The organism is Pseudomonas sp. EYE_354, assembly GCF_023148575.1.
In the GTDB taxonomy this organism is placed as follows: Bacteria; Pseudomonadota; Gammaproteobacteria; order Pseudomonadales; family Pseudomonadaceae; genus Aquipseudomonas.
This window is the reverse complement of the sequence record NZ_JAHXNQ010000003.1, coordinates 367988-385893: the sequence shown is the minus strand read 5'-3', so window position 1 is coordinate 385893 and position 17906 is coordinate 367988. Positions and strand designations below refer to the sequence as shown.

The 17906-nt window shown below is 62.8% G+C and carries 17 protein-coding genes; 9 read left to right on the top strand and 8 right to left on the bottom strand.

Translation table 11 applies throughout. The features are described 5' to 3' along the window. The first annotated feature begins 11 nt into the window (after positions 1 to 11). Genes KZX66_RS06335 through KZX66_RS06305 form a run of 7 tightly spaced genes read left to right on the top strand, consistent with a single transcriptional unit; the run spans position 12 to position 6470 of the window. Positions 12 to 1229, top strand: coding sequence for a type II and III secretion system protein family protein (locus KZX66_RS06335; protein WP_248077664.1), 1218 nt, complete (start codon positions 12 to 14; stop codon positions 1227 to 1229). Then, on the top strand, positions 1226 to 2419 hold the full coding sequence (locus tag KZX66_RS06330) for a pilus assembly protein (protein WP_248077663.1): 1194 nt from the start codon (positions 1226 to 1228) through the stop codon (positions 2417 to 2419). The genes KZX66_RS06335 and KZX66_RS06330 overlap by 4 nt, the downstream gene beginning before the upstream one ends. Then, entirely contained in the window at positions 2416 to 3687 is a 1272-nt protein-coding gene (locus tag KZX66_RS06325; protein WP_248077662.1) for a CpaF family protein, read from the top strand. The genes KZX66_RS06330 and KZX66_RS06325 overlap by 4 nt, the downstream gene beginning before the upstream one ends. Positions 3688 to 3698: 11 nt before the next feature. Then, a complete protein-coding gene (locus KZX66_RS06320) occupies positions 3699 to 4580 on the top strand; it encodes a type II secretion system F family protein (protein WP_248077661.1) in 882 nt (293 codons plus the stop codon). A gap of 1 nt (position 4581) precedes the next feature. Further along, a complete protein-coding gene (locus KZX66_RS06315; protein ID WP_248077660.1) occupies positions 4582 to 5469 on the top strand; it encodes a type II secretion system F family protein in 888 nt (295 codons plus the stop codon). A 10-nt stretch (positions 5470 to 5479) separates the two neighbouring features. Further along, a complete protein-coding gene (locus KZX66_RS06310; protein ID WP_248077658.1) occupies positions 5480 to 6190 on the top strand; it encodes a tetratricopeptide repeat protein in 711 nt (236 codons plus the stop codon). Between the two features lie 10 nt (positions 6191 to 6200). Then, entirely contained in the window at positions 6201 to 6470 is a 270-nt protein-coding gene (locus tag KZX66_RS06305) for a DUF3613 domain-containing protein (RefSeq protein ID WP_248077656.1), read from the top strand. Between the two features lie 11 nt (positions 6471 to 6481). Here the strand turns inward: KZX66_RS06305 and KZX66_RS06300 are convergent, their stop codons facing one another. Continuing rightward, positions 6482 to 7270 (bottom strand): response regulator transcription factor, encoded by a 789-nt coding sequence (locus KZX66_RS06300; protein ID WP_248077654.1) that lies wholly within the window; start codon positions 7268 to 7270, stop codon positions 6482 to 6484. Positions 7271 to 7397: 127 nt separating this feature from the next. Next, positions 7398 to 7847, bottom strand: a complete 450-nt coding sequence (locus KZX66_RS06295; protein WP_248077652.1) for a prepilin peptidase — start codon at positions 7845 to 7847, stop codon at positions 7398 to 7400. A 72-nt stretch (positions 7848 to 7919) separates the two neighbouring features. On the opposite strand from KZX66_RS06295, the gene KZX66_RS06290 reads away from it, so the two are divergent. Continuing rightward, entirely contained in the window at positions 7920 to 8363 is a 444-nt protein-coding gene (locus KZX66_RS06290) for a TadE/TadG family type IV pilus assembly protein (RefSeq protein WP_248077650.1), read from the top strand. Further along, positions 8360 to 11098 carry a PAS domain-containing sensor histidine kinase gene (locus tag KZX66_RS06285; protein WP_248077648.1) on the top strand — a complete coding sequence of 913 codons (2739 nt, stop codon included), beginning with the start codon at positions 8360 to 8362 and terminating at the stop codon, positions 11096 to 11098. The genes KZX66_RS06290 and KZX66_RS06285 overlap by 4 nt, the downstream gene beginning before the upstream one ends. Here the strand turns inward: KZX66_RS06285 and KZX66_RS06280 are convergent. The 6 genes from KZX66_RS06280 to pbpC form a co-directional block, all read right to left on the bottom strand. Continuing rightward, on the bottom strand, positions 11095 to 13047 hold the full coding sequence (locus KZX66_RS06280) for a pilus assembly protein TadG-related protein (RefSeq protein ID WP_248077646.1): 1953 nt from the start codon (positions 13045 to 13047) through the stop codon (positions 11095 to 11097). The genes KZX66_RS06285 and KZX66_RS06280 overlap by 4 nt on opposite strands. Positions 13048 to 13147: 100 nt before the next feature. Further along, positions 13148 to 13705: a DUF4136 domain-containing protein gene (locus KZX66_RS06275; RefSeq protein ID WP_248077645.1), complete on the bottom strand. Its 558-nt coding sequence runs from the start codon at positions 13703 to 13705 to the stop codon at positions 13148 to 13150. Between the two features lie 45 nt (positions 13706 to 13750). Further along, the gene (locus KZX66_RS06270) at positions 13751 to 14353 is read right to left on the bottom strand and encodes a DUF4136 domain-containing protein (RefSeq protein WP_248077644.1); all 603 of its coding nucleotides are present in this window, start codon (positions 14351 to 14353) and stop codon (positions 13751 to 13753) included. A 24-nt stretch (positions 14354 to 14377) separates the two neighbouring features. Beyond that, positions 14378 to 15127, bottom strand: a complete 750-nt coding sequence (locus KZX66_RS06265; protein WP_248077643.1) for a methyltransferase domain-containing protein — start codon at positions 15125 to 15127, stop codon at positions 14378 to 14380. Continuing rightward, the gene (locus KZX66_RS06260) at positions 15120 to 15428 is read right to left on the bottom strand and encodes a MazG-like family protein (protein WP_048723087.1); all 309 of its coding nucleotides are present in this window, start codon (positions 15426 to 15428) and stop codon (positions 15120 to 15122) included. The genes KZX66_RS06265 and KZX66_RS06260 overlap by 8 nt, the downstream gene beginning before the upstream one ends. 61 nt (positions 15429 to 15489) lie before the next feature. Further along, positions 15490 to 17805: a peptidoglycan glycosyltransferase PbpC gene (gene pbpC, locus KZX66_RS06255; RefSeq protein ID WP_282445853.1), complete on the bottom strand. Its 2316-nt coding sequence runs from the start codon at positions 17803 to 17805 to the stop codon at positions 15490 to 15492. Positions 17806 to 17906 lie beyond the last annotated feature (101 nt).

The following is a 17906-nucleotide window of genomic DNA, read 5'->3' as shown; positions in this document are numbered from 1 at the left end:
GGATGCCTTGAATGAGCCATCGCTACGCAGTTGTGTTCGCACATGTGGCCTGGGCCCTGATGCTGTTGGGCGTGCCGTTAGGCACGGCGCTGGCGGCACCCGGCAATTGCAGCGCCCTTGGCCAACTGCCCGCGGTGGTCGAGGTGGGAGAAGGCCTGCAACAAGCGATGCAATCGCCGGTCCCCATTACACGCCTGGCCATCGGCGACCCCAAAATCGCCGACGTGCGGGTCAACGGCGACCGCAGCTTCCTGCTCACCGGCGTCAGCAGCGGCGCCACCAGCCTGATGGTCTGGACCGCCTGTGCCAGCGCGCCACGCCAGAGCATGGTGTTCGTCAAAGGCAAGGCCACCTCGGCGCTCACCCGCTTATCGCTGTCGCCATCGGACGATCCGTTGTTGTCCAGCCAGGTTCAGACCGACATCCGCTTTGTGGAAGTCAGCCGCACCAAACTCAAGGAAGCCAGCACCACGATCCTGGGCACCGCCAAAAATGCGTTTTTCGGCAGCCCCAACCTGCTCTTCCCAACCCCCACAACCCAAGCCCTGCCCATCAGCGGCACCAGTTTCAATATCGGCTTCGGCGGCGGCCGCGTTTCGGCGATGATCAACGCCCTGGAGCGCAGCGGCTTTGCCTATACCCTGGCGCGTCCAAGCCTTGTGGCCATGAGCGGGCAAAGCGCGAGCTTCCTCGCGGGTGGTGAAGTGCCCGTACCGGTGCCCAGCGTCGGCAGCGACACCATTTCTATCGAGTACAAAGAATTCGGCATCCGCCTGACCCTCACCCCGACGGTGATCGACCGCAACCGCATCACCCTCAAGGTGGCGCCGGAAGTCAGCGAACTGGACTACAGCAATGCCGTGCAGATCCAAGGCATCCAAGTGCCGGCCCTCACCGTGCGCCGCACCGACACCAGTGTGTCCCTGGCCGATGGTGAAAGCTTTGTGATCAGCGGCCTGATCAGCAGCAACAACCGCTCCACCGTCAGCAAGTTTCCTGGACTGGGGGATATCCCGATCCTCGGTGCGTTTTTCCGCGACGCCAACATCAGCCGCGAAGAAAAAGAGTTGCTGATGATCGTCACCCCGCATCTGGTCCAGCCCCTGGCCGCCAACGCCCAACTGCCATCCTTGCCTGGGGAAAAACTACGCAGCTACGACCCCAATTGGTACCGACTGTTTTTCCTCGAAAACGGCAATTTCGACCGCCGCAGTGGACTGTCCCAATGAGCGATAGCCTGAGCCAGACATTTCTGGCAATCACCCGTAACAGTATCGACCTGGAGTGGCTGCAGGGTGCATTGGCGCCGCTGGGGCAAGTGGTCAGCGCCGGCGGCGGCAGCCTTGATGAACTGCTGGCCCTGGTCGACGTGACCTTCGCCAATCTGGTCTTTGTGGGCCTGGACCGTGAACATATCGTGGCCCAGAGCGCATTGATCGAGGGGGCGCTGGAAGCCAAGCCGATGCTGGCGATCGTCGCTCTGGGTGACGGCATGGACAACCAGTTGGTGCTCAACGCCATGCGCGCCGGCGCGCGGGATTTCGTTGCCTACGGTTCGCGCTCCAGCGAAGTGGCCGGGCTGGTCCGCCGCTTGAGCAAACGCCTGCCGCCCGCCGCATCCAATGCGCACCTGGGCGGTCTGACCGTGCTGTATGGCACCCAAAGCAATGCCGACGGCGCGCTGCTGTCAAGCCACCTGGCGATGGTGGTGCAAAAGAGCGGGCAACAAACCCTGCTGCTGGATCTGGGCCTGCCGCGCGGTGACAGCCTTGCACTCCTGGGTCTGGAAAGCACCTTTAACTTTGGCGATGCCCTGCGCCATCTCAGACGCCTGGACACCACGCTGATCAACAGCGCCTTCGCCCGCACCGAAGACAACTTGCGCATCCTCGCCTACGCGACTACCGACGAACCACTGGAGCTGACCAGTGCCGCGGAGCTGTACATGCTGCTCAGTGCGCTGCGCCAACACTTCCAGCACATCGTGGTGAACCTCACCGGGCAAACCGACAGCGAAGCCCTGCGCACCTTTGTCAGCCACTGCGACAAGCTGTTGTGGTACACCGACCAGAGCGTGCTCGACTGCCGCCGCAACCTGGCGGTAATCAACCTGTGGCGGGACAAAGGCATGAAGCTCGAACACGCCAAGCTGCTGGTGGACCGCTACCTCAAAGCCTGCGCCCCCGGCATCGAAACCTTGGAAAAAAGTTACGGCCTGGCGTGCGTCGCCGTGCTGCCAATGAGCGCCGAACTACGCCTGAACGCCAAGAACCAAGGACAAACCCTATTTGCATTGGCCCCGCGCGAACCCTTGACCCAAGCCTTGCGCACCCTGGGCGAACGCCTGGCCAAGCGTTCCGAAGGCATGGAAAAACCCTCGGCGCGCTGGTTCGAGCGCTTGTTGGGGACGGGGAGATGAACGGCGAAAAACTGTTCGGCGGGCCAGCAAGCAGCGCCGCCGGAAATAACGACCACGATGGCCTGAAACTGGTGCTGCACCGCTACATCATCGATGCCATCGAGGAGTCCGGCAAAAACCTGTTGGAAGGTTCGCGCCAGTCCCTGGCGCAATTTGTCATCGACAAAGTGTCCGAATACATCACGCGCATGCACTTGGCGATTTCCCGCTATGAGATGGAACGCCTGGCCGAAGAGATCGTCGACGAACTCACCGGTTTCGGCCCGCTGGAAGTGCTGCTGCGCGATCCGTCGGTGACCGAAATTCTGGTCAACGGCCCGCACCGGGTGTTCATCGAACGCGACGGCCTGCTGCACCACAGCGACCTGCGGTTCATCGACGCCCACCATGTGGAGCGGGTCATGCAACGCATCCTGGCGCCGCTGGGCCGGCGCCTGGACGAGTCTTCGCCGATGGTGGATGCACGGCTACCCGATGGCAGTCGGGTCAACGCAATCATCCCGCCGATTGCCCTGGACGGCCCCTGCCTGTCGATCCGCAAGTTTCGCAAGGACATGCTCAAGAGCAGCGACCTGGTGGCGATGCAAACCATCGACCAGAACATCTTCGAGTTCTTCCAGGAGGCGGTGGGCAAACGCTGCAACATCCTGATCAGCGGCGGGACCGGCACGGGTAAAACCACGCTGCTCAACATCCTCAGCCAGTTGATCACCCCGCACGAGCGGTTAGTGACCATCGAAGACGTCGCTGAACTGCAATTGGGCCACCCGCACGTCGTGCGCCTGGAAACCCGCCCGCCGAATTCCGAGGGGCATGGCGAGGTCAAGGCCAGCGACCTGATCCGTAACGCCCTGCGCATGCGCCCCGACCGCATCATCCTCGGCGAGATTCGTGGCGTGGAGGTGCTCGACGTGATGACCGCCATGAACACCGGTCACGACGGTTCCATGAGCACGGTGCACGCCAACAACGCCCAGGATGCGCTGCTGCGCCTGGAAACCCTGGTGGGCCTGACTGGCCGTGTGGTTGCGGAAAAAACCCTGCGGCAAATGGTCTGCGCGGCGCTGGATGTGGTGATCCAACTGACCCGCCTGCCCGATGGCCGACGCTGTGTGAGCGAGGTCGTGGAAGTGGTGGGCGTCCGCGATGACGTGTATGTCACCAACACCCTGTTTCGCCTCGACCGGCGCACCGGCTGCGGTTTCCTGCGGGATGCGATCAACCCCGCAGGTGACAAACTGCGCCGCGAAACGACGCTGTCGCTCTAAGGAGACGCACCATGACCGGCCCGATCCTGCTACTGACCTGCATCATCCTGGTGGGCCTGTCATTGAGTCTGTTCAAGAATGGCTTGCGCCGGGCCAGCACCGACCGGGTGTTGGAGCGGCTTGCCGAAGGCCAGCCGGTAGCGGCGCAAGCCGTTGCCGGATGGGATGGACTGGAGCGCATGTTCCAGCGCGCCGGGCTGGGCAAACCCACCGACCGTCTGGGGCTGTGGCTCACCGGCTGGGCATTGGGCGCGCTGCTGGGCCTGGTCGTCGCCGAGTGGCTCGGCCTGTTGCTGATGATCGCTGTGCCGCCGCTGGCGCTGCGCGTGTATATCGCCTGGCGATATCAACACCGTGTGCGCCGCATGATCGAACAACTGCCGACGCTGCTGGACCACACGGTGCGCAGCCTCAAGTCGGGACGCACCTTGGCGGACGCGGTGCTGGGCGGCATCAACGCCAGTGAGTACCCGCTCAAACATGCCATGGGCCGCGTTCAGCGCAACGTGCAACTGGGCGTAAGCCTGCCGGATTCGATCCACGATTTTGCCGAGCTCTATGAGCGCGACGAATTCCGCCTGTTCGCTCTCGGCTTGAAGGTGAACCATCGTTACGGCGGCAATGCCAGTGAACTGCTGGAAAACCTGATCAAGATGATTCGCGAAAAGGAACAGGGGCTGCGCCAACTCAAGGCCATGACCGGCGAAACGCGGATGACCGCCTACGTACTGGCCGGGTTGCCGATCGGCATGGTGGCGTACTTCATGTTCGCCAACCCTGGTTACCTGATGACCATGTGGAACGACGAATCCGGTCGCTACCTGCTGTTCGGTGCGGCAGCCATGGACCTGACGGGCACCTTCGCCATGTGGCGCATGTTGCGGAGTATTTGAGATGGTCCTGCTCGCCTGCGCACTGATGATGTTGGCGGCGCTGGTGCTGATCGGCGGCCAACTGCTCGAACAACGCCGACGCCAACGCCTGGTCAACAGGCGACTGCAGGGCCAGATGATCCGCGAAGCCAAATTGGGCAGCCTGATGCGTCATCTCGGCACCAGTGCCCTGGCCCAGCGCTCGGTGAACCTGGACAACGAAACCCAAACCCTGCTCAATCGTGTCGGCTGGCGCAAAGCACAGCAACGCTCAATGTATGCCGCCTTTCAACTGGGTACGCCGCTGGTGCTGCTGGGCGTGACCCTGGTGGGGCAGCAGTTGCTTTACCCGCATAACGCCTCACCGTGGCTCGCGCCTTTGATTGCCCTGGGCATCGGTTACCTGTTGCCCAAGCGCATCCTCGCCGCCACGGCCAGGCACCGTCAGCAGCGTATCGCCGTGGAGGTGTCGACCTTTATCCCGCTGCTGCGCATTTTGTTCGAGTCAGGCATGGCGGTTGAGCAGGCCCTGCGGGTATTGAGCAACGAAGGGCAACGCCTGCTGCCGGAGTTGACCCGCGAACTGAGGCTGATCCTCAGCCGTGTCGATTCCGGCCTGGAATTGGCTGAAGAGTTGGGCAAGACCGCCCGCTTGCTGGCCGTCGATGAGTTCAATGACACCTGCACCATCCTTCAGCAGTTGATCTCGCAGGGCGGCGGCGCGATGAAGTCACTGCTGGCCCTCAAGCAATTGCTCGACGACCGGCGCCTGACACGCCTGCAGGAATACATTTCGAAAATGTCGGCAAAAATGTCGGTGGTCATGATGGTTTTCCTGTTTCCCGCCTTGCTGATCGTGCTGGGTGGGCCGGCGTTTATTGCCATCGCCCGCGCCTTGAACCACTTTTGAGGAGACCTCGATGAAAGCACTGATCACCGCACTGACGCTGTTAACGCTTGGCGGCTGCGCCACCTATGGCCAGTCGCCCTGGACGGAGCTGACTTCGCCCGCAAGTTGCGCCAAACCCAGCGCCGATCAGGACCTGGCGCTCAACGTTGCCGATGACATGGCCAACGAAGGCAAGCTGCACGCCAGCCTGGCCAACCTGCAAAGCCTGCCCGACGCCCTGCCCCAAGTGCGCCAGCGCAAGGCCCGCGCCTATCGATTGCTAGGGCGCGCCGAAGCCGAGCCGCTGTATCGCAGCCTGCTGGGCAGTTGCATGACCGCCGAAGGCGAACACGGCCTGGGGCAACTCGCCGCCGCCAAAGGCGACAACGCGCAGGCCATGGCCCATATGCAACGGGCGGCGCGGCTGGCGCCCACCGACGAAAAAATTCGCAATGACCTGGGCGTGATCTACCTCAACCAACTGCGCCTGGAAGAAGCGCGCTTTGAATTCATGACCGCCATCGAGCTCAAGCAGAGTGACGCCCTGGCGGCCGTGAACCTGGTGACCCTGCTGATTTATCAGGACGACTGGAGGCAGGCGGCCAACGTCGTCAGCCAACTGGGTCTGAGCCCCGAACAAGTGACCGCGGCCCAGGCCCGCGCCGAGCAACTCAAAGGCTCCGGTGCAGCGGCACGCAACGTAGCGGCGGTCAGTGATGCCCTGCCGGCCACCATCGAGTAAGGAGTCATTGATGAAAAGCCATTACCTGATCTGCCTGGCATTGCTGCCATTGACGGCATCGGCTATCCCAGCGGGGCCGTCATCACCGCAGCAAGCGGAAACCGAAAACTGGATGGCGCTGCAGGTCAGTGGACGCGCCGCCTCGCCCACGCCGCAAAGGGCCTCGCCCTACGAGCGGGAGCAGGCCTTGCAGCGTTGGCTGGACAGCAACAGGCATCCAATTCCGGATTTTTTCGACGAGAAGGCGGGGGGCGCAAGCGGCGGCCAGGGGCGCCAGTGACGCCCTGCCCTTCAGTGCGCCGTGACCGGCTGGCGCATCGCCAATTGGCCCGGCGACAGGGCCAAGGCCAACTGGGTGCGGTTATGCATGTGGGTCAGGCGCAGCACCTGGGACACGTACAGCTTGACCGTGTTTTCAGTGATCCCCAGTTCACAGGCGATCTGGTAGTTGGTCTGGCCCTTGCCCACCAGACGCGCGACATCCAACTGACGCGGGGAGAGCTTGTTGAAGATGCTCGGTATCGGCGCCGACACGGCGTCTTCGGCCATTGATTCAGTGTCATCGGCCGGCACTGGGGTTGGGCTGCGACGGACTTTGTCGAGGTCGTGATAAAGGTCATTGATGGATTCGGAGAGGTACTGCAACTTCAGGTTCAAGTGCCCCAGATGCAGCTCTTTTTGCCGTTCCTGCAATGCCGCTTCCTGGCGCTGTATGCCTTCCAGCAATTCGTCGAGGTTGATCGGTTTCTGGTAGTAGTCCGAGATTCCCGCGCGCAGCGCCTTGATCACGTCCTGCTTGTCGGAACGCCCGGTGAGCATGATCGCCTCGAACGCACGCTGTTTGCCCGCAACCTTTTGCATGGCCTGGACCAGCTCGATGCCGTCCATGTCCGGCATGTGCAGGTCACACAGCACCAGACCGATCTCGGCGTCCTCACCGAAGCGTTGCAAGGCGTGGCGGCTGGATTCGCACGGTACACAGCGGTACCCACTGCTCTCGAGAAATTCGCAAAGTTCTTCCACGATCAAGGGTTGATCGTCGACCACAAGCACTTTTACTGCCGATGTCAGCTTGTTCACACGCTACTCCATGCCTGGCAAGCCAAAGGGCGACCTATCCATTTTGACAAACAAATCGTTTACAGATGCTTCATAGAAAGTAGACGTAGTTTCCGAGTCTGTACATAGCGCAGCGCCAGGCCTGCGACTAGTGGATCCAAAGCCAATACAGCGCAAAACCGACCCATACAAAGGGGGCAAAAGGTTGTTTGGTTGCCGCGTGATCTGAAGGGCACCGCGCAGGCCCTGCAAGCCATTGATGGATAAGAACCCAGGCCCCCTGGGCAACGGCGGCACCGATCAACGACCACAGCACATGATCCACCGCACTGGCCAGCGCCAACGCGCCGAGCAACTTCACATCCCCCGCGCCAAAGCGGCCCAGCGCGTAGCCCGGCAGCGTCAACAACACAGCCAGCGCCAAGGCCCAGCAACCCTGGCCGGCAGGCGCGCCCAGCCAGGTGGTGCCGGTCCACAGCAGGTAGATCAACGCCAACAGCGCAGCGCCCAGGGTCAAGCGGTTGGCGATCTGCCGCTGCCGCATATCCTGCAGCGCACAGAGCCCCAGCCACAGCAGTACCACCACGCCATGGATCACGTAAAAAACATCCCTTTTCGTTGAATGATTCTATGCTGATATCAGGTAGTAGCCGTCAGGGTAGACGCAGTCATGAAAACAGGCCTCCCCAGAAAACAAAAAGGTGCCGCCGCGATCGAGTTCGCCTTGGTTTTCGGCATTTTTTTTGCGGTGTTCTATGGGTTGATCAGCTACAGCCTGCCTCTGCTGTTGATGCAATCGTTCAACCAGGCGGCCGCGGAGGCCGTGCGCCAGGCCATGGCGGTGGACCCGGTGAGCGCCGGCAGCGCCTACGGCACACAGGTCACCCAGCGCGCAAAAAATACCGTCGTGACGCAACTGAGCTGGATTCCCGCCGGTTTCAAATTCAAGAGCGAATACGTCAGCGCGACCTACGTCGGCACCACACTGACGGTGGCGATCACCTACCCCACGACCAACCTCTATTCAGTGTTCCCGGCCTTGGTATTGCCGGGCGTGGGTACCGTTCCGAAACTGCCCGTCAACTTGTACGCCCGCTCGAGCCTGCAGTTTTGAGCCCCACTGATAACCTCTTCGGGCGCCTGTTAGGCCGCCCCGGCGCACTGGACCTGGGGCCCCCCGCCGCGCCCGGTATGGGCTTGCACCTGCAATTGGATCAACGGGGTCACGTTCTCAGTATCAGCGGCAGCCTGCGTATGCAGCTCGCTCCGCGTGTCCGGAATGAGCCTCCCCCGCTGCTGCGTGAACTGGTGTGCCGCGACAGCGCCTTGTGTATCGAAGGCCACCCCGCCGACTGGCAACAACAAAGCCTGGATCTGGATTTCCTGGGCCTCGCCGACCAGGTTCTGCACACCCGTGGTTGGGTCGAGCCAAACGGTGACAACTGGGCCCTGCACCTGCTGGACATCAGCGACCTGCTCGGCGGCAAGCGACGGGCCCAGGACCGCGAACAAAACCATCAATTGGCCTGCCAGATGAGTGAGCAACTGCGGGTGTGCAGCCTCAGCCGCTTGCCGGAGGTATTCAACGAGCATCTGCGCAGCCTGGCCCAGCGCTGGCACATTCCGTGTGTCGCGCTGGCCTTGCTCGATGAAGAAGATCAAGGCTGGCGGGTCTACAGCGGGTATGCCGCCCACGACGCGCCGGCCCTGTGGCAGACCGGCCAACACCTCGGCACCTGCCTGGACAGCGCCAATGGCAATGCAACGTTGCGCATGGATACGCTTCGAGGGCGCAGCGACAACCCGCGCCTGCACAGCGTGTTTGGTAACACCGAAGGGTTCCTGGTGCCGTACCGCGATGGCCAGGGCGTCGCCGCCTGGTTGCTCTGCGGTTTCTATAGCGGCCAGCCGCACACCGGCGAACGCGACTGGCTGAACCTTGCGGCCGCCCTCGCCGCGCCCCTGCTGAGCCGCCTGCGCGAGCAACGTCACCATCAACAATTGGAGCGGGTCGAAGCCCTGCAAGGTTTGCTCGGCACCGGCTGGTGGGAGCTGCTGCCCGCGACCCGGGAAATCCAACTGGCCCCACAGTTGCTGCACAGCCTCAGCCTGGAAGACGGCCCCACCCGCCAGGCGTTGGCCCAGTGGCTGCAATTGATCCACCCGGCCGACCGCCAGGCACTCAATAGCCGCCTGCACGACCTGCAAGCACTCGGTAAACCGTTGTTGACCAGCGTGCGCCTGCAACGCAGCGACGCCGATCACACCCCCATCTGGTATCGCGTACAAGGCCAGATGCTGGACGGCGACGACAGCCGACGCTGGATAGGCTTCATGCTCGACATCAGCGACATCAAAAACCAGCAACTGGAAACCGCCGCCGCCCATGCGCGCCTGGATAACCTGATCGCCAGCTCGCCGGCGGTGATCTATGTACAGCGTTACCTCAGCGGCGCTCTGCACCCGACGTTCTTCAGCGACAGCCTGATGCCGCTGCTGGGCTGGACCCTGGCCGAATGTAATCACGACAGCCTGGCCTCACTGATCCATCCCGACGATCGTGACCTGTATTTTGAACGCAGCCGCCAACTGCTGCGTGAGGGCACGGTGCGCAGCCGCTACCGCGTGCGCGACAAACAGGGCCATTACCACTGGCTGCTCGACGAAGCCAAGTTGCTGCGTGACGACCTGGGCCTGCCGGTGGAAGCTGTCGGCCTGTGGCTGGACGTGACCGACGCGACGCTGGCCGCCGAACAGATCAAACAAAGCGAAGAGCGCTACCGCATCCTCGTGGAAGATTCCCCGGCGATGATCTGCCGCTACCGTCCGGACCTGACCCTGACCTTCGGCAATACGCCGTTGGCCAACCATCTGGAGCGTTCGCCCGCCGACCTGCAGGGGCTGAACCTGGGCCATTGGCTGTCGGACGAACAGCGCCAGGCCTTCGTGCAGCGCATCAACCAACTGACGCCGGAGTTCCCGGTAAGCACCGCCGAAATCAGCCTGGAACTGCCAGGTCGCGAACACGCCTGGTGGGTATGGTCCGACCGAGGGGTGTTCGACGAACACGGCACACTCCTGGAAGTGCAGGCCGTGGGCCGCGACAACAGCGAAGTGCGCCGCTCCCAGCAACAACTGACCCAGAGCGCGAAAATGGCCACCCTCGGCGAAATGGCCACCGGCCTGGCCCACGAGATCAACCAGCCGCTGAACGTGATGCGCATGGCCATCGTCAATGTGCTCAAGCGCCTGAGCAACGGCACTGCAGACGCCGCCTACCTCACCGAAAAACTCCAGCGCATCGACGCTCAGGTGCAACGCGCGGCACGGGTGGTGGACCACATGCGCGTGTTTGGCCGGCGCTCGGAAATCGAGCAGCAGCTTTTCGACCCCTCGCAGGCGGTGCACGGCACGCTGTCGCTGCTCAGTGACAGCCTGAAGGCCAAGGGCGTGGAACTGCGCATCGTCCCGACGGACTTTACGGTGCAGGTCAAAGGCTATGTCGACCAGTTGGAACAAGTGCTGATCAACCTGATGGTCAATGCCCGCGACGCCCTCCTGAGCCACCGGGAAAAGCACCCGCAACTGCAGCCATGGATAGCCCTGCATTGCGAACACGACAGGTGTCATGTGCGCATCTGGGTCGAGGACAACGCTGGCGGCATCGACCCGCGGTTGCTGGAGCGGATCTTCGAGCCATTTTTTACCACCAAGCCGATCGGCGTGGGCACGGGGCTGGGGTTGTCGGTGAGCTACGGCATTGTGGAAAACATGGGCGGACGCTTAAGCGTCGCCAACGCCGAGGAAGGCGCGCGATTTTGTGTGGAACTGCCGGTGATGGGGGGTTAGATCACCAGGTAGGCGCGGCCCATGTGGCAGGTCAGGTTGGCACCGACTTCGGCGTTGCCCAGGGTGATGCCCAAGCTGCCCAATATCGTATTCACGATAGGGTCCAGTACTGGCGACAAGAGATTCTGTATCGCACCCACCAACGTCGTGGTGATAGTCGTGAGCAGCCCCGCGACGCCAGCAAGCGCACCACTTGAAACATTGCCGCTGGGGGGGGCATACGTGACTTGGATTCCCCCGAGTGTATTGACCAAGCTGTTAACCATGTCACTGCTGGGCAAGGCTTTCTGGTAGGTGGGGGCGGCATTCATCTCACTCACTGGAGCGAACAGCATCGTGGCGTCAGTCCCGCCGACTGTCGAATGCGCAAATTGCACCAACAGACTTCCTCCCACACCCGGCTGGCGCGCAGCGCAGCCGAATATTCCCTTACACGTCTGCACACCGATATCTACAAGCGGGACAGGCTGGACGCTGACAGCTGCCGAGGAAGAAAACGCATCTGTCGCATTGATTTTGCCGATGGACAAATCAGCCAGCGATGTCTTGGTTTGGACCGTCAGCGATTTTGCAGCGCTGCTTGCGCAACTGAAGTCTTTAACATAGCTCTCGGCGCTCACCGCTTCTAAATTGATATCCAGCCTGGAAAACAGTTGAGGATCGGTATGATCGCAGGGCTTCAAAACGAGACAGAGCAATGGGTCCAGCGTACCGACCAAGTTCAGATGCAACAGATTATTCACGACGCCAGTCACCGGGGTGGTCAGCGCTGTGACGGCTGACGTCAATTGGGACACACCTTTAAGTACCGGAAGATCAATAGAGACCAGCGTTCTGACTTGAGCGGTACGCACAAAAATCTGATCCGTCTTGGGCGTATTGTTCAAACCAGCCTTTGCCAGCGCAGGGTTGCCTATCGCCGACAACTGGGGCGGCTGGATGACTTTGGTCTGGATCGATACGTTGCCCACCAGCGGAATATTGAGCTGGACAGCCGTGCTCACCGCACTTTTACTGCTGGACAATTGCGCCACCGCCTCCAGCAATTGAAACAACTGCAGGTTGGTATTGAGCGCGGCGGACGGCGTTCCGGTGGCCATTTTCAACAAATCGCCGACCTTCAACAAGGGGGCATTGGGAGCGACGGCTTTGAGTGAGAGCACATCGTTGATCACCGCCGCGGCTGCACCGTTTTTTTGCAGGACCTTGGCCGCCGCGTTGATCAGTTGGGCAGCCGATACATTGGTATTGAGCAGCGCTTCGTAATCACCTGCCTTGACCGTCAAATCAATCGCCAACTGATCCAGGTAGCCGAGCAGGTTAACGTTGCTCTGCAACAAGCCATTCCAACCCGCCGGGGTGAGCGACAAGCTGCCCCCCAGCAAATTGCCGATGATCATGTTCAGGGCCGGGGACTTGGAAGAGTCAACCGTCGCCAGGCTGCTGCGAATCGTCAGTTGCGCCACCGGCGGAGCATAAGCCGCAACCGCCGTCGCACTCATCACCGTCTGCACTGCCGGCCCATTGCCGCTGAACATGCCCCAGATGCCACTGGCGACACTGCTCGTCACGCGCTGCGTCGCCACTACCCGAATCGCATCGTTCCTGCTGGCATCGGCGGTGAATACGCGGATATTGGCGGCGTTGGTCGCCAGTGTGCCGCAGCTCACGGTCAAGCCACGGCTGGCGTCGCCGGCGACGAGGGTAAAGCCGTTACGTGCGGCGTTCTGCCTGGCGTAGTCGTTGGCGGTGGTGGTGGGCGTGCACAGGCCGCCACGGGCGGCGGCTTCCAGGGCGGAGGTGTCGGCGATGGATTGCAGTTTGCGCTTTTCCAGGTACAGGCGACCGCTGTCCACGGCCAACAGCAGGAACACCAAGGCCAGCGCCAGGGTACCCGCCGCCATCAAGCCAATCGCACCACGCTGCTGGGAACGGAATCGGGGAGACATCAAGGCACTCCAAAGCACTTACTCTCCGTAGATGATCTGGAGTGTAGACAAGGCTTAGGGAGTGCGCTGGCCAGTCGCCATAGGAGCGACTGGCGGAAATTCAATGGGGCGGATAGCTGGAGAGCACGCGGCTCACGGTGGTGCGAATGGCTTTGTCGCGATCCTGGGGGTTGGGCGTGCCGCTCATCATTTGTTCATCACTGCCGCGCCAGACCAGCTTGCCGTCCTTGCCGTCGAGCAGGTCGATCTGAATCGTCGCGACCTTGTAGGTGATGTTGCGCGTTTCGTTGTACATCGGCCCGCCCCAGTAGCCATTCCAGGGACCACCCCAGGCACCACCGTAGTGGGTGGTGACTTGTTGCTGGCGGTCCTCGACGATCAAGTAGGCCTGCACGTTCAGGTCGGCCCGGCTACCGGCCGCCGCTGGGCGCAGGCCGCGTTGGTCGAGTTGTTCGCCCACGGCCTGGCGGATACGTTGTTCGGTGAGGTCGCTCTTGATACGCGGGTCATCGGGGCGGTATTGCAGGGCCGGGTCTTTCCAGGCCCAACTGCGGTAGGCGCCGAAGTCTCGGCTGGCGTCAAAATCATGGTTGACCTGGTTAGTCTGGCAACCGCCCAGCAGCACAACAAAAGCAAGCGTAGCGATGCGACGAAACATGGTTGATCTCCAAAAAACGAGCCGTGCGTCAGATGAGAATAGCGGTTAACTCGGTGGGTAGGCCGTCATCGCCTTTTGCACCGCCTTGCGCAACGCATCGGCCCGCTCGCTGAGGCTGCCCTGGCTGCCGGTTTCGGCGCTGGCGCTCCACACCGGCTGACCGCTGCGGGCGTCGAACAAATTGACGCGAACCACCACCACCTGCACTTCATAGGTGCGCACGATCGGCGCGGAGTTGTACATGCCGTAACCGTTGCCATAACGGTTGTAGCCGCCGTAACCGTAGCCGTAGTCGTCCTGAACTTGCTTGAGACGCTTCTCCAGGCGTACGTCGGCGCTCACTAACAGGTCGGGGGCGCGGTTGTCATGCAGCGGACGCAGGCCACGCTGGTCAAGGGCACCGCTGACCGCCTCTGCCACCTGGGCCGAATCCGCCCAGGCGGTGCCCGCCGGCAACTGGCCGTTGCGCCAGCCCCACGTGCGGTAGGCGCCGTAGTCGCGCACCGGCGCCGGGTAGGCGCTGGCGTCAAACGTGGTGGCGGCCTGGGCCGGCGCCGGTGGCATCGGGGCCGAGGCAGCGACATAAGGATTGGGGCTGGAGCACGCGCCCAACCCTAACGACAACAGGATCAAACAGAGACGACGCATTTCGACCTCCGCAGACTGGCCCGCTTAAACCGGACGGCAGATCCAGTGCAAATAACGCCCAAGTCCGGCAAAGCTTGGGTGACGACGATGAGCGAGTTCCATTTCAACCAGGTCCTGTAACGGGGCGCGGGCCTGGAACTCCACCGGCATATAGTCGTGGAACACGCGCACGCCACTTTGGCTTTCGACCTGCCACAGCCCGTCGAGTTGCGCCGCCAGTTCATGCGGGTCCAGCGGCTGTTGCGGGGTCAGGCTCTGCTTTTCGCCGGCCATGTCGTTCTTGCGCATTTTGCGAAAGTGGCCTTTGAGCAGGTTGCGGTAGATCAGCGCATCGCGGTTGTAGAACGCCAGGGACAGCCAGCCGCCGGGCACGGTCAACTGGTGCAGCACCGGCAGGATCGCATGGGGTTCGGCCAGCCACTCCAGCACGGCGTGGCACAGCACCAGGTCGTAGGGTTCGGTGAGCTGACCGAGCAGTTCCTGCCAGGGCGCGTGGATAAACGTGGCGGTCTGCCCGGCCTCGGCGAACCGCTGGCGCGCGCCGTCGAGCATCGGTTCGGCAGGCTCGGCCAGGGTCACCTGATGACCGCGCTCGGCCAGCCACAGCGACATATGCCCCAGCCCCGCGCCGATATCCAGCACGCGCAAGGGCCGCTCCGGCAGCGCTTCGGCCAGGTCGGCCTGGAGCACCGCCAGGCGAATCGCGCCCTTGGCGCCGCCATAGATCTTCTCGGCAAAGCGGGTGGCCAACTGATCGAAATGACGGTCACTCATGGGCAAACCGCCGTTCGCTGTCGGCCAGTTTGGCGCGCACCACCTCATTCATGTCCAGCCCCAACTCACTGCACAACAACAGCAGGTACAGCACGATATCGCCGACTTCCTGCCCGGCGTGGGCGAGTTTGTCGGCCGGTAACTGGCGCGATTGGTCTTCGCTGAGCCATTGGAAAATTTCCACCAGCTCGGCCATCTCGACGCTTGCGGCCATGGCCAGGTTTTTCGGGCTGTGGAATTGCTTCCAGTCGTTGGTATCGCGAATACGGTGCAGGCGTTCGGTGAGGTGTTCGAGGTTCATGCGGGGCTCCTGAAGGTGTGTAGCTTCCGGCGGATCAGGGACGAAGGCAAGTGAAGACCATCTAGTCGACCACGCTGAATTCAATCCGGGCGGTTTGGCCGGCTTCATCAAGGACACTAAGCTGATAGCGCCCCAACCGCTCGAAACTGGCGTTGATGAAGTCCTGGCTCGCGCTGTCCCCCAACGGCGCGCCATTGAGGAACCACCAGCGCCGGCCGCTGCCGCCCAGGGCGGAGAGTTTCAGGCGCAAGGCCTGCTGGCTGGCGGCGGGCAGGCGCAGTTGGTCGCCGTCACGCACGCCGACGATCGACAGCGGCGACGACGCAGCCAGCGCCGATGGCGGGCAGTCCGGGTCAGGCGCCGGGATACGTGCGTCACGACGTTCCGCCCGTGGCAGCCAAGGCTCAAGGGGCGCCGGCCACAGCGCGATGTGCCTGGCGACGGCTCCGGGGCAATGGGCGTCCACCCGCAGCCCCTTGGCATTGACCCAGACACTTTCCATCAAGCCCACGCTCAACGGTTGATCCAATGCCTGCAAAGTCGGCGGCGTGGTGTTGTCCAGCGTCCAGGCAAAGCGCTGGCGTCGGCAATTGGGATCACTGCGGCTCATGGGCTGGCCCAGCGGCCAACAGATCGCCGCCACGCCGACGTTGGCCGGTACCGGTTTAACCGGCGCACTGATGCCGCGCTGGCTGTCGCGATTGGTCAACACGTCGTGCACCTGCAACATCAACGGCGCCGCCGAGGCCAGGCCGAACTGACCCGGCACCGGCGTGCCATCCGGCCGCCCGATCCACACGCCGATCAAATAGCGCGGGCCCACGCCGATCGCCCAGGCATCGCGAAAGCCATAACTGGTGCCGGTTTTCCAGGCGAGCACCGGGCGCTGCACCAGTTCAGCACGCGGGTCGCGGTCCGGGCGTGCCTGGCCGCTGAGGATGCGCCGCACAATCCAGGCGGCGCCGGGCGACAATAACGGCCGTTCGCGGAGCGTGTCGTCCGGCTGAAGGCGCAGGGTGGCACTCTTGCCGTCGCGGGCGAACGCGCTGTAGCCGCTCACCAAGTCTTCCAGGCGGCTGCCGGCGCCGCCCAGAATCAGCGCCAGATTCGGCTCGGCCAGAGCCGGTAATGCCAAGGGCACGCCGCCGATGCGCATCTGCGCGGCAAAACGCTTGGGCCCATAAGCCTCCAGCAACTGCACCGCCGGCAGGTTGAGTGAACTGGACAGCGCCGTACTCGCCGGCACCGCGCCGGTAAAGCCCATGGAGAAGTTGCCCGGCCGGTAATCGCCGTAGCGCCTGGGCACGTCCTGGAGCAGCGATTCGGAGTGAATCAAGCCCTCGTCCAGGGCCATGCCGTACAGGAAGGGCTTCAAGGTCGAGCCTGGCGAACGCAGCGCGCTGATCATGTCCACATGGCCAAAACGCTTGGCGTCGTTGATGTCCACCGAGCCCAGGTACGCGCGCACGGCCATGGTTTCTGCTTCGACCACCAGGATCGCGGCGCTGGTGTGCTCCGGCAATCGCGCGCGCCAACCCAGCAGCAGGTCTTCGAGGCGACGTTGCAAGGTGGCGTCCACGGTGGTGCGGATCAGCGGCGGGCTGTCGGGGCGGTTGAGGCGGCGCGCGAGCAACGGCGCCAGGCTCGGCTCCAGACGCGGGGCGAGCAACAGTGGTTCCTGCAAGGCTTCGTCGACGGCCGCTTGCGGCCAAACCTGATACTCGGCGAGGCGGCGCAGAACTTTGTCGCGGGCCTGCTGGGCGCGCTGGGCGTGGCGGTCCGGGCGCAAGCGGCTCGGCGCCTGGGGCAACACCGCGAGCAACGCGGCTTCGGCGCGGGTCAGTTGCGCCGGGGATTTCCCCAGATACGCCCAACTGGCGGCCGCTACGCCCTGCAACGTGCCGCCAAACGGCGCACGGTTGAGGTACAGGTTGAGGATCTGCTCCTTGGACAGGTGCCATTCCAACTGCGCGGTACGCCACAGTTGGCGCAGCTTGCCATGGAAGGTGCGCGAATGCGGGTCGAGCAAGCGCGCCACCTGCATGGACAAGGTACTGCCACCCGAGACCACGCGCGCGCCGGTCAGGTTCTGCCAGCTCGCCCGCGCCAGCGCCAATGGGTTTACGCCAGGATGCTGGTAGAACCAGCGGTCTTCGTAGGTCAGCAGCGCATCGAGGTAATACGGCGAGACCTCGCTGGTGTGCACGGGGTAGCGCCACACGCCCTGGGCATCGGCAAAACGCCACAACGGCGTGCCATCCTCGGCCAGCACCACCCGCGCCAGGTCATCCGCCGGCAAGGGCAAGGGCCAGAGGTGGTCGGCCAGCCACAGCAGCGCAATCACCAACGCGATGGGCGCCACCACCCAGCGCAGCAAACGCGAGCGCGCGCACCCAACGATGATTAATCGAAAACTCAAACCGGCAAACCTCTATGCTTGTAGGGAACTAGCCTGTCGTAATAACAACCAAAGACACA

What these genes read in the sequence shown, in the direction of transcription:
- KZX66_RS06335 (WP_248077664.1), top strand. Translation starts at nt 12, where the DNA reads ATGAGCCATCGCTACGCAGTTGTGTTCGCACATGTGGCCTGGGCCCTG.
- KZX66_RS06330 (WP_248077663.1), top strand. Translation starts at nt 1,226, where the DNA reads ATGAGCGATAGCCTGAGCCAGACATTTCTGGCAATCACCCGTAACAGT.
- KZX66_RS06325 (WP_248077662.1), top strand. Translation starts at nt 2,416, where the DNA reads ATGAACGGCGAAAAACTGTTCGGCGGGCCAGCAAGCAGCGCCGCCGGA.
- KZX66_RS06320 (WP_248077661.1), top strand. Translation starts at nt 3,699, where the DNA reads ATGACCGGCCCGATCCTGCTACTGACCTGCATCATCCTGGTGGGCCTG.
- KZX66_RS06315 (WP_248077660.1), top strand. Translation starts at nt 4,582, where the DNA reads ATGGTCCTGCTCGCCTGCGCACTGATGATGTTGGCGGCGCTGGTGCTG.
- KZX66_RS06310 (WP_248077658.1), top strand. Translation starts at nt 5,480, where the DNA reads ATGAAAGCACTGATCACCGCACTGACGCTGTTAACGCTTGGCGGCTGC.
- KZX66_RS06305 (WP_248077656.1), top strand. Translation starts at nt 6,201, where the DNA reads ATGAAAAGCCATTACCTGATCTGCCTGGCATTGCTGCCATTGACGGCA.
- KZX66_RS06290 (WP_248077650.1), top strand. Translation starts at nt 7,920, where the DNA reads ATGAAAACAGGCCTCCCCAGAAAACAAAAAGGTGCCGCCGCGATCGAG.
- KZX66_RS06280 (WP_248077646.1), bottom strand. Translation starts at nt 13,047, where the DNA reads ATGTCTCCCCGATTCCGTTCCCAGCAGCGTGGTGCGATTGGCTTGATG.
- KZX66_RS06275 (WP_248077645.1), bottom strand. Translation starts at nt 13,705, where the DNA reads ATGTTTCGTCGCATCGCTACGCTTGCTTTTGTTGTGCTGCTGGGCGGT.
- KZX66_RS06270 (WP_248077644.1), bottom strand. Translation starts at nt 14,353, where the DNA reads ATGCGTCGTCTCTGTTTGATCCTGTTGTCGTTAGGGTTGGGCGCGTGC.
- KZX66_RS06265 (WP_248077643.1), bottom strand. Translation starts at nt 15,127, where the DNA reads ATGAGTGACCGTCATTTCGATCAGTTGGCCACCCGCTTTGCCGAGAAG.
- KZX66_RS06260 (WP_048723087.1), bottom strand. Translation starts at nt 15,428, where the DNA reads ATGAACCTCGAACACCTCACCGAACGCCTGCACCGTATTCGCGATACC.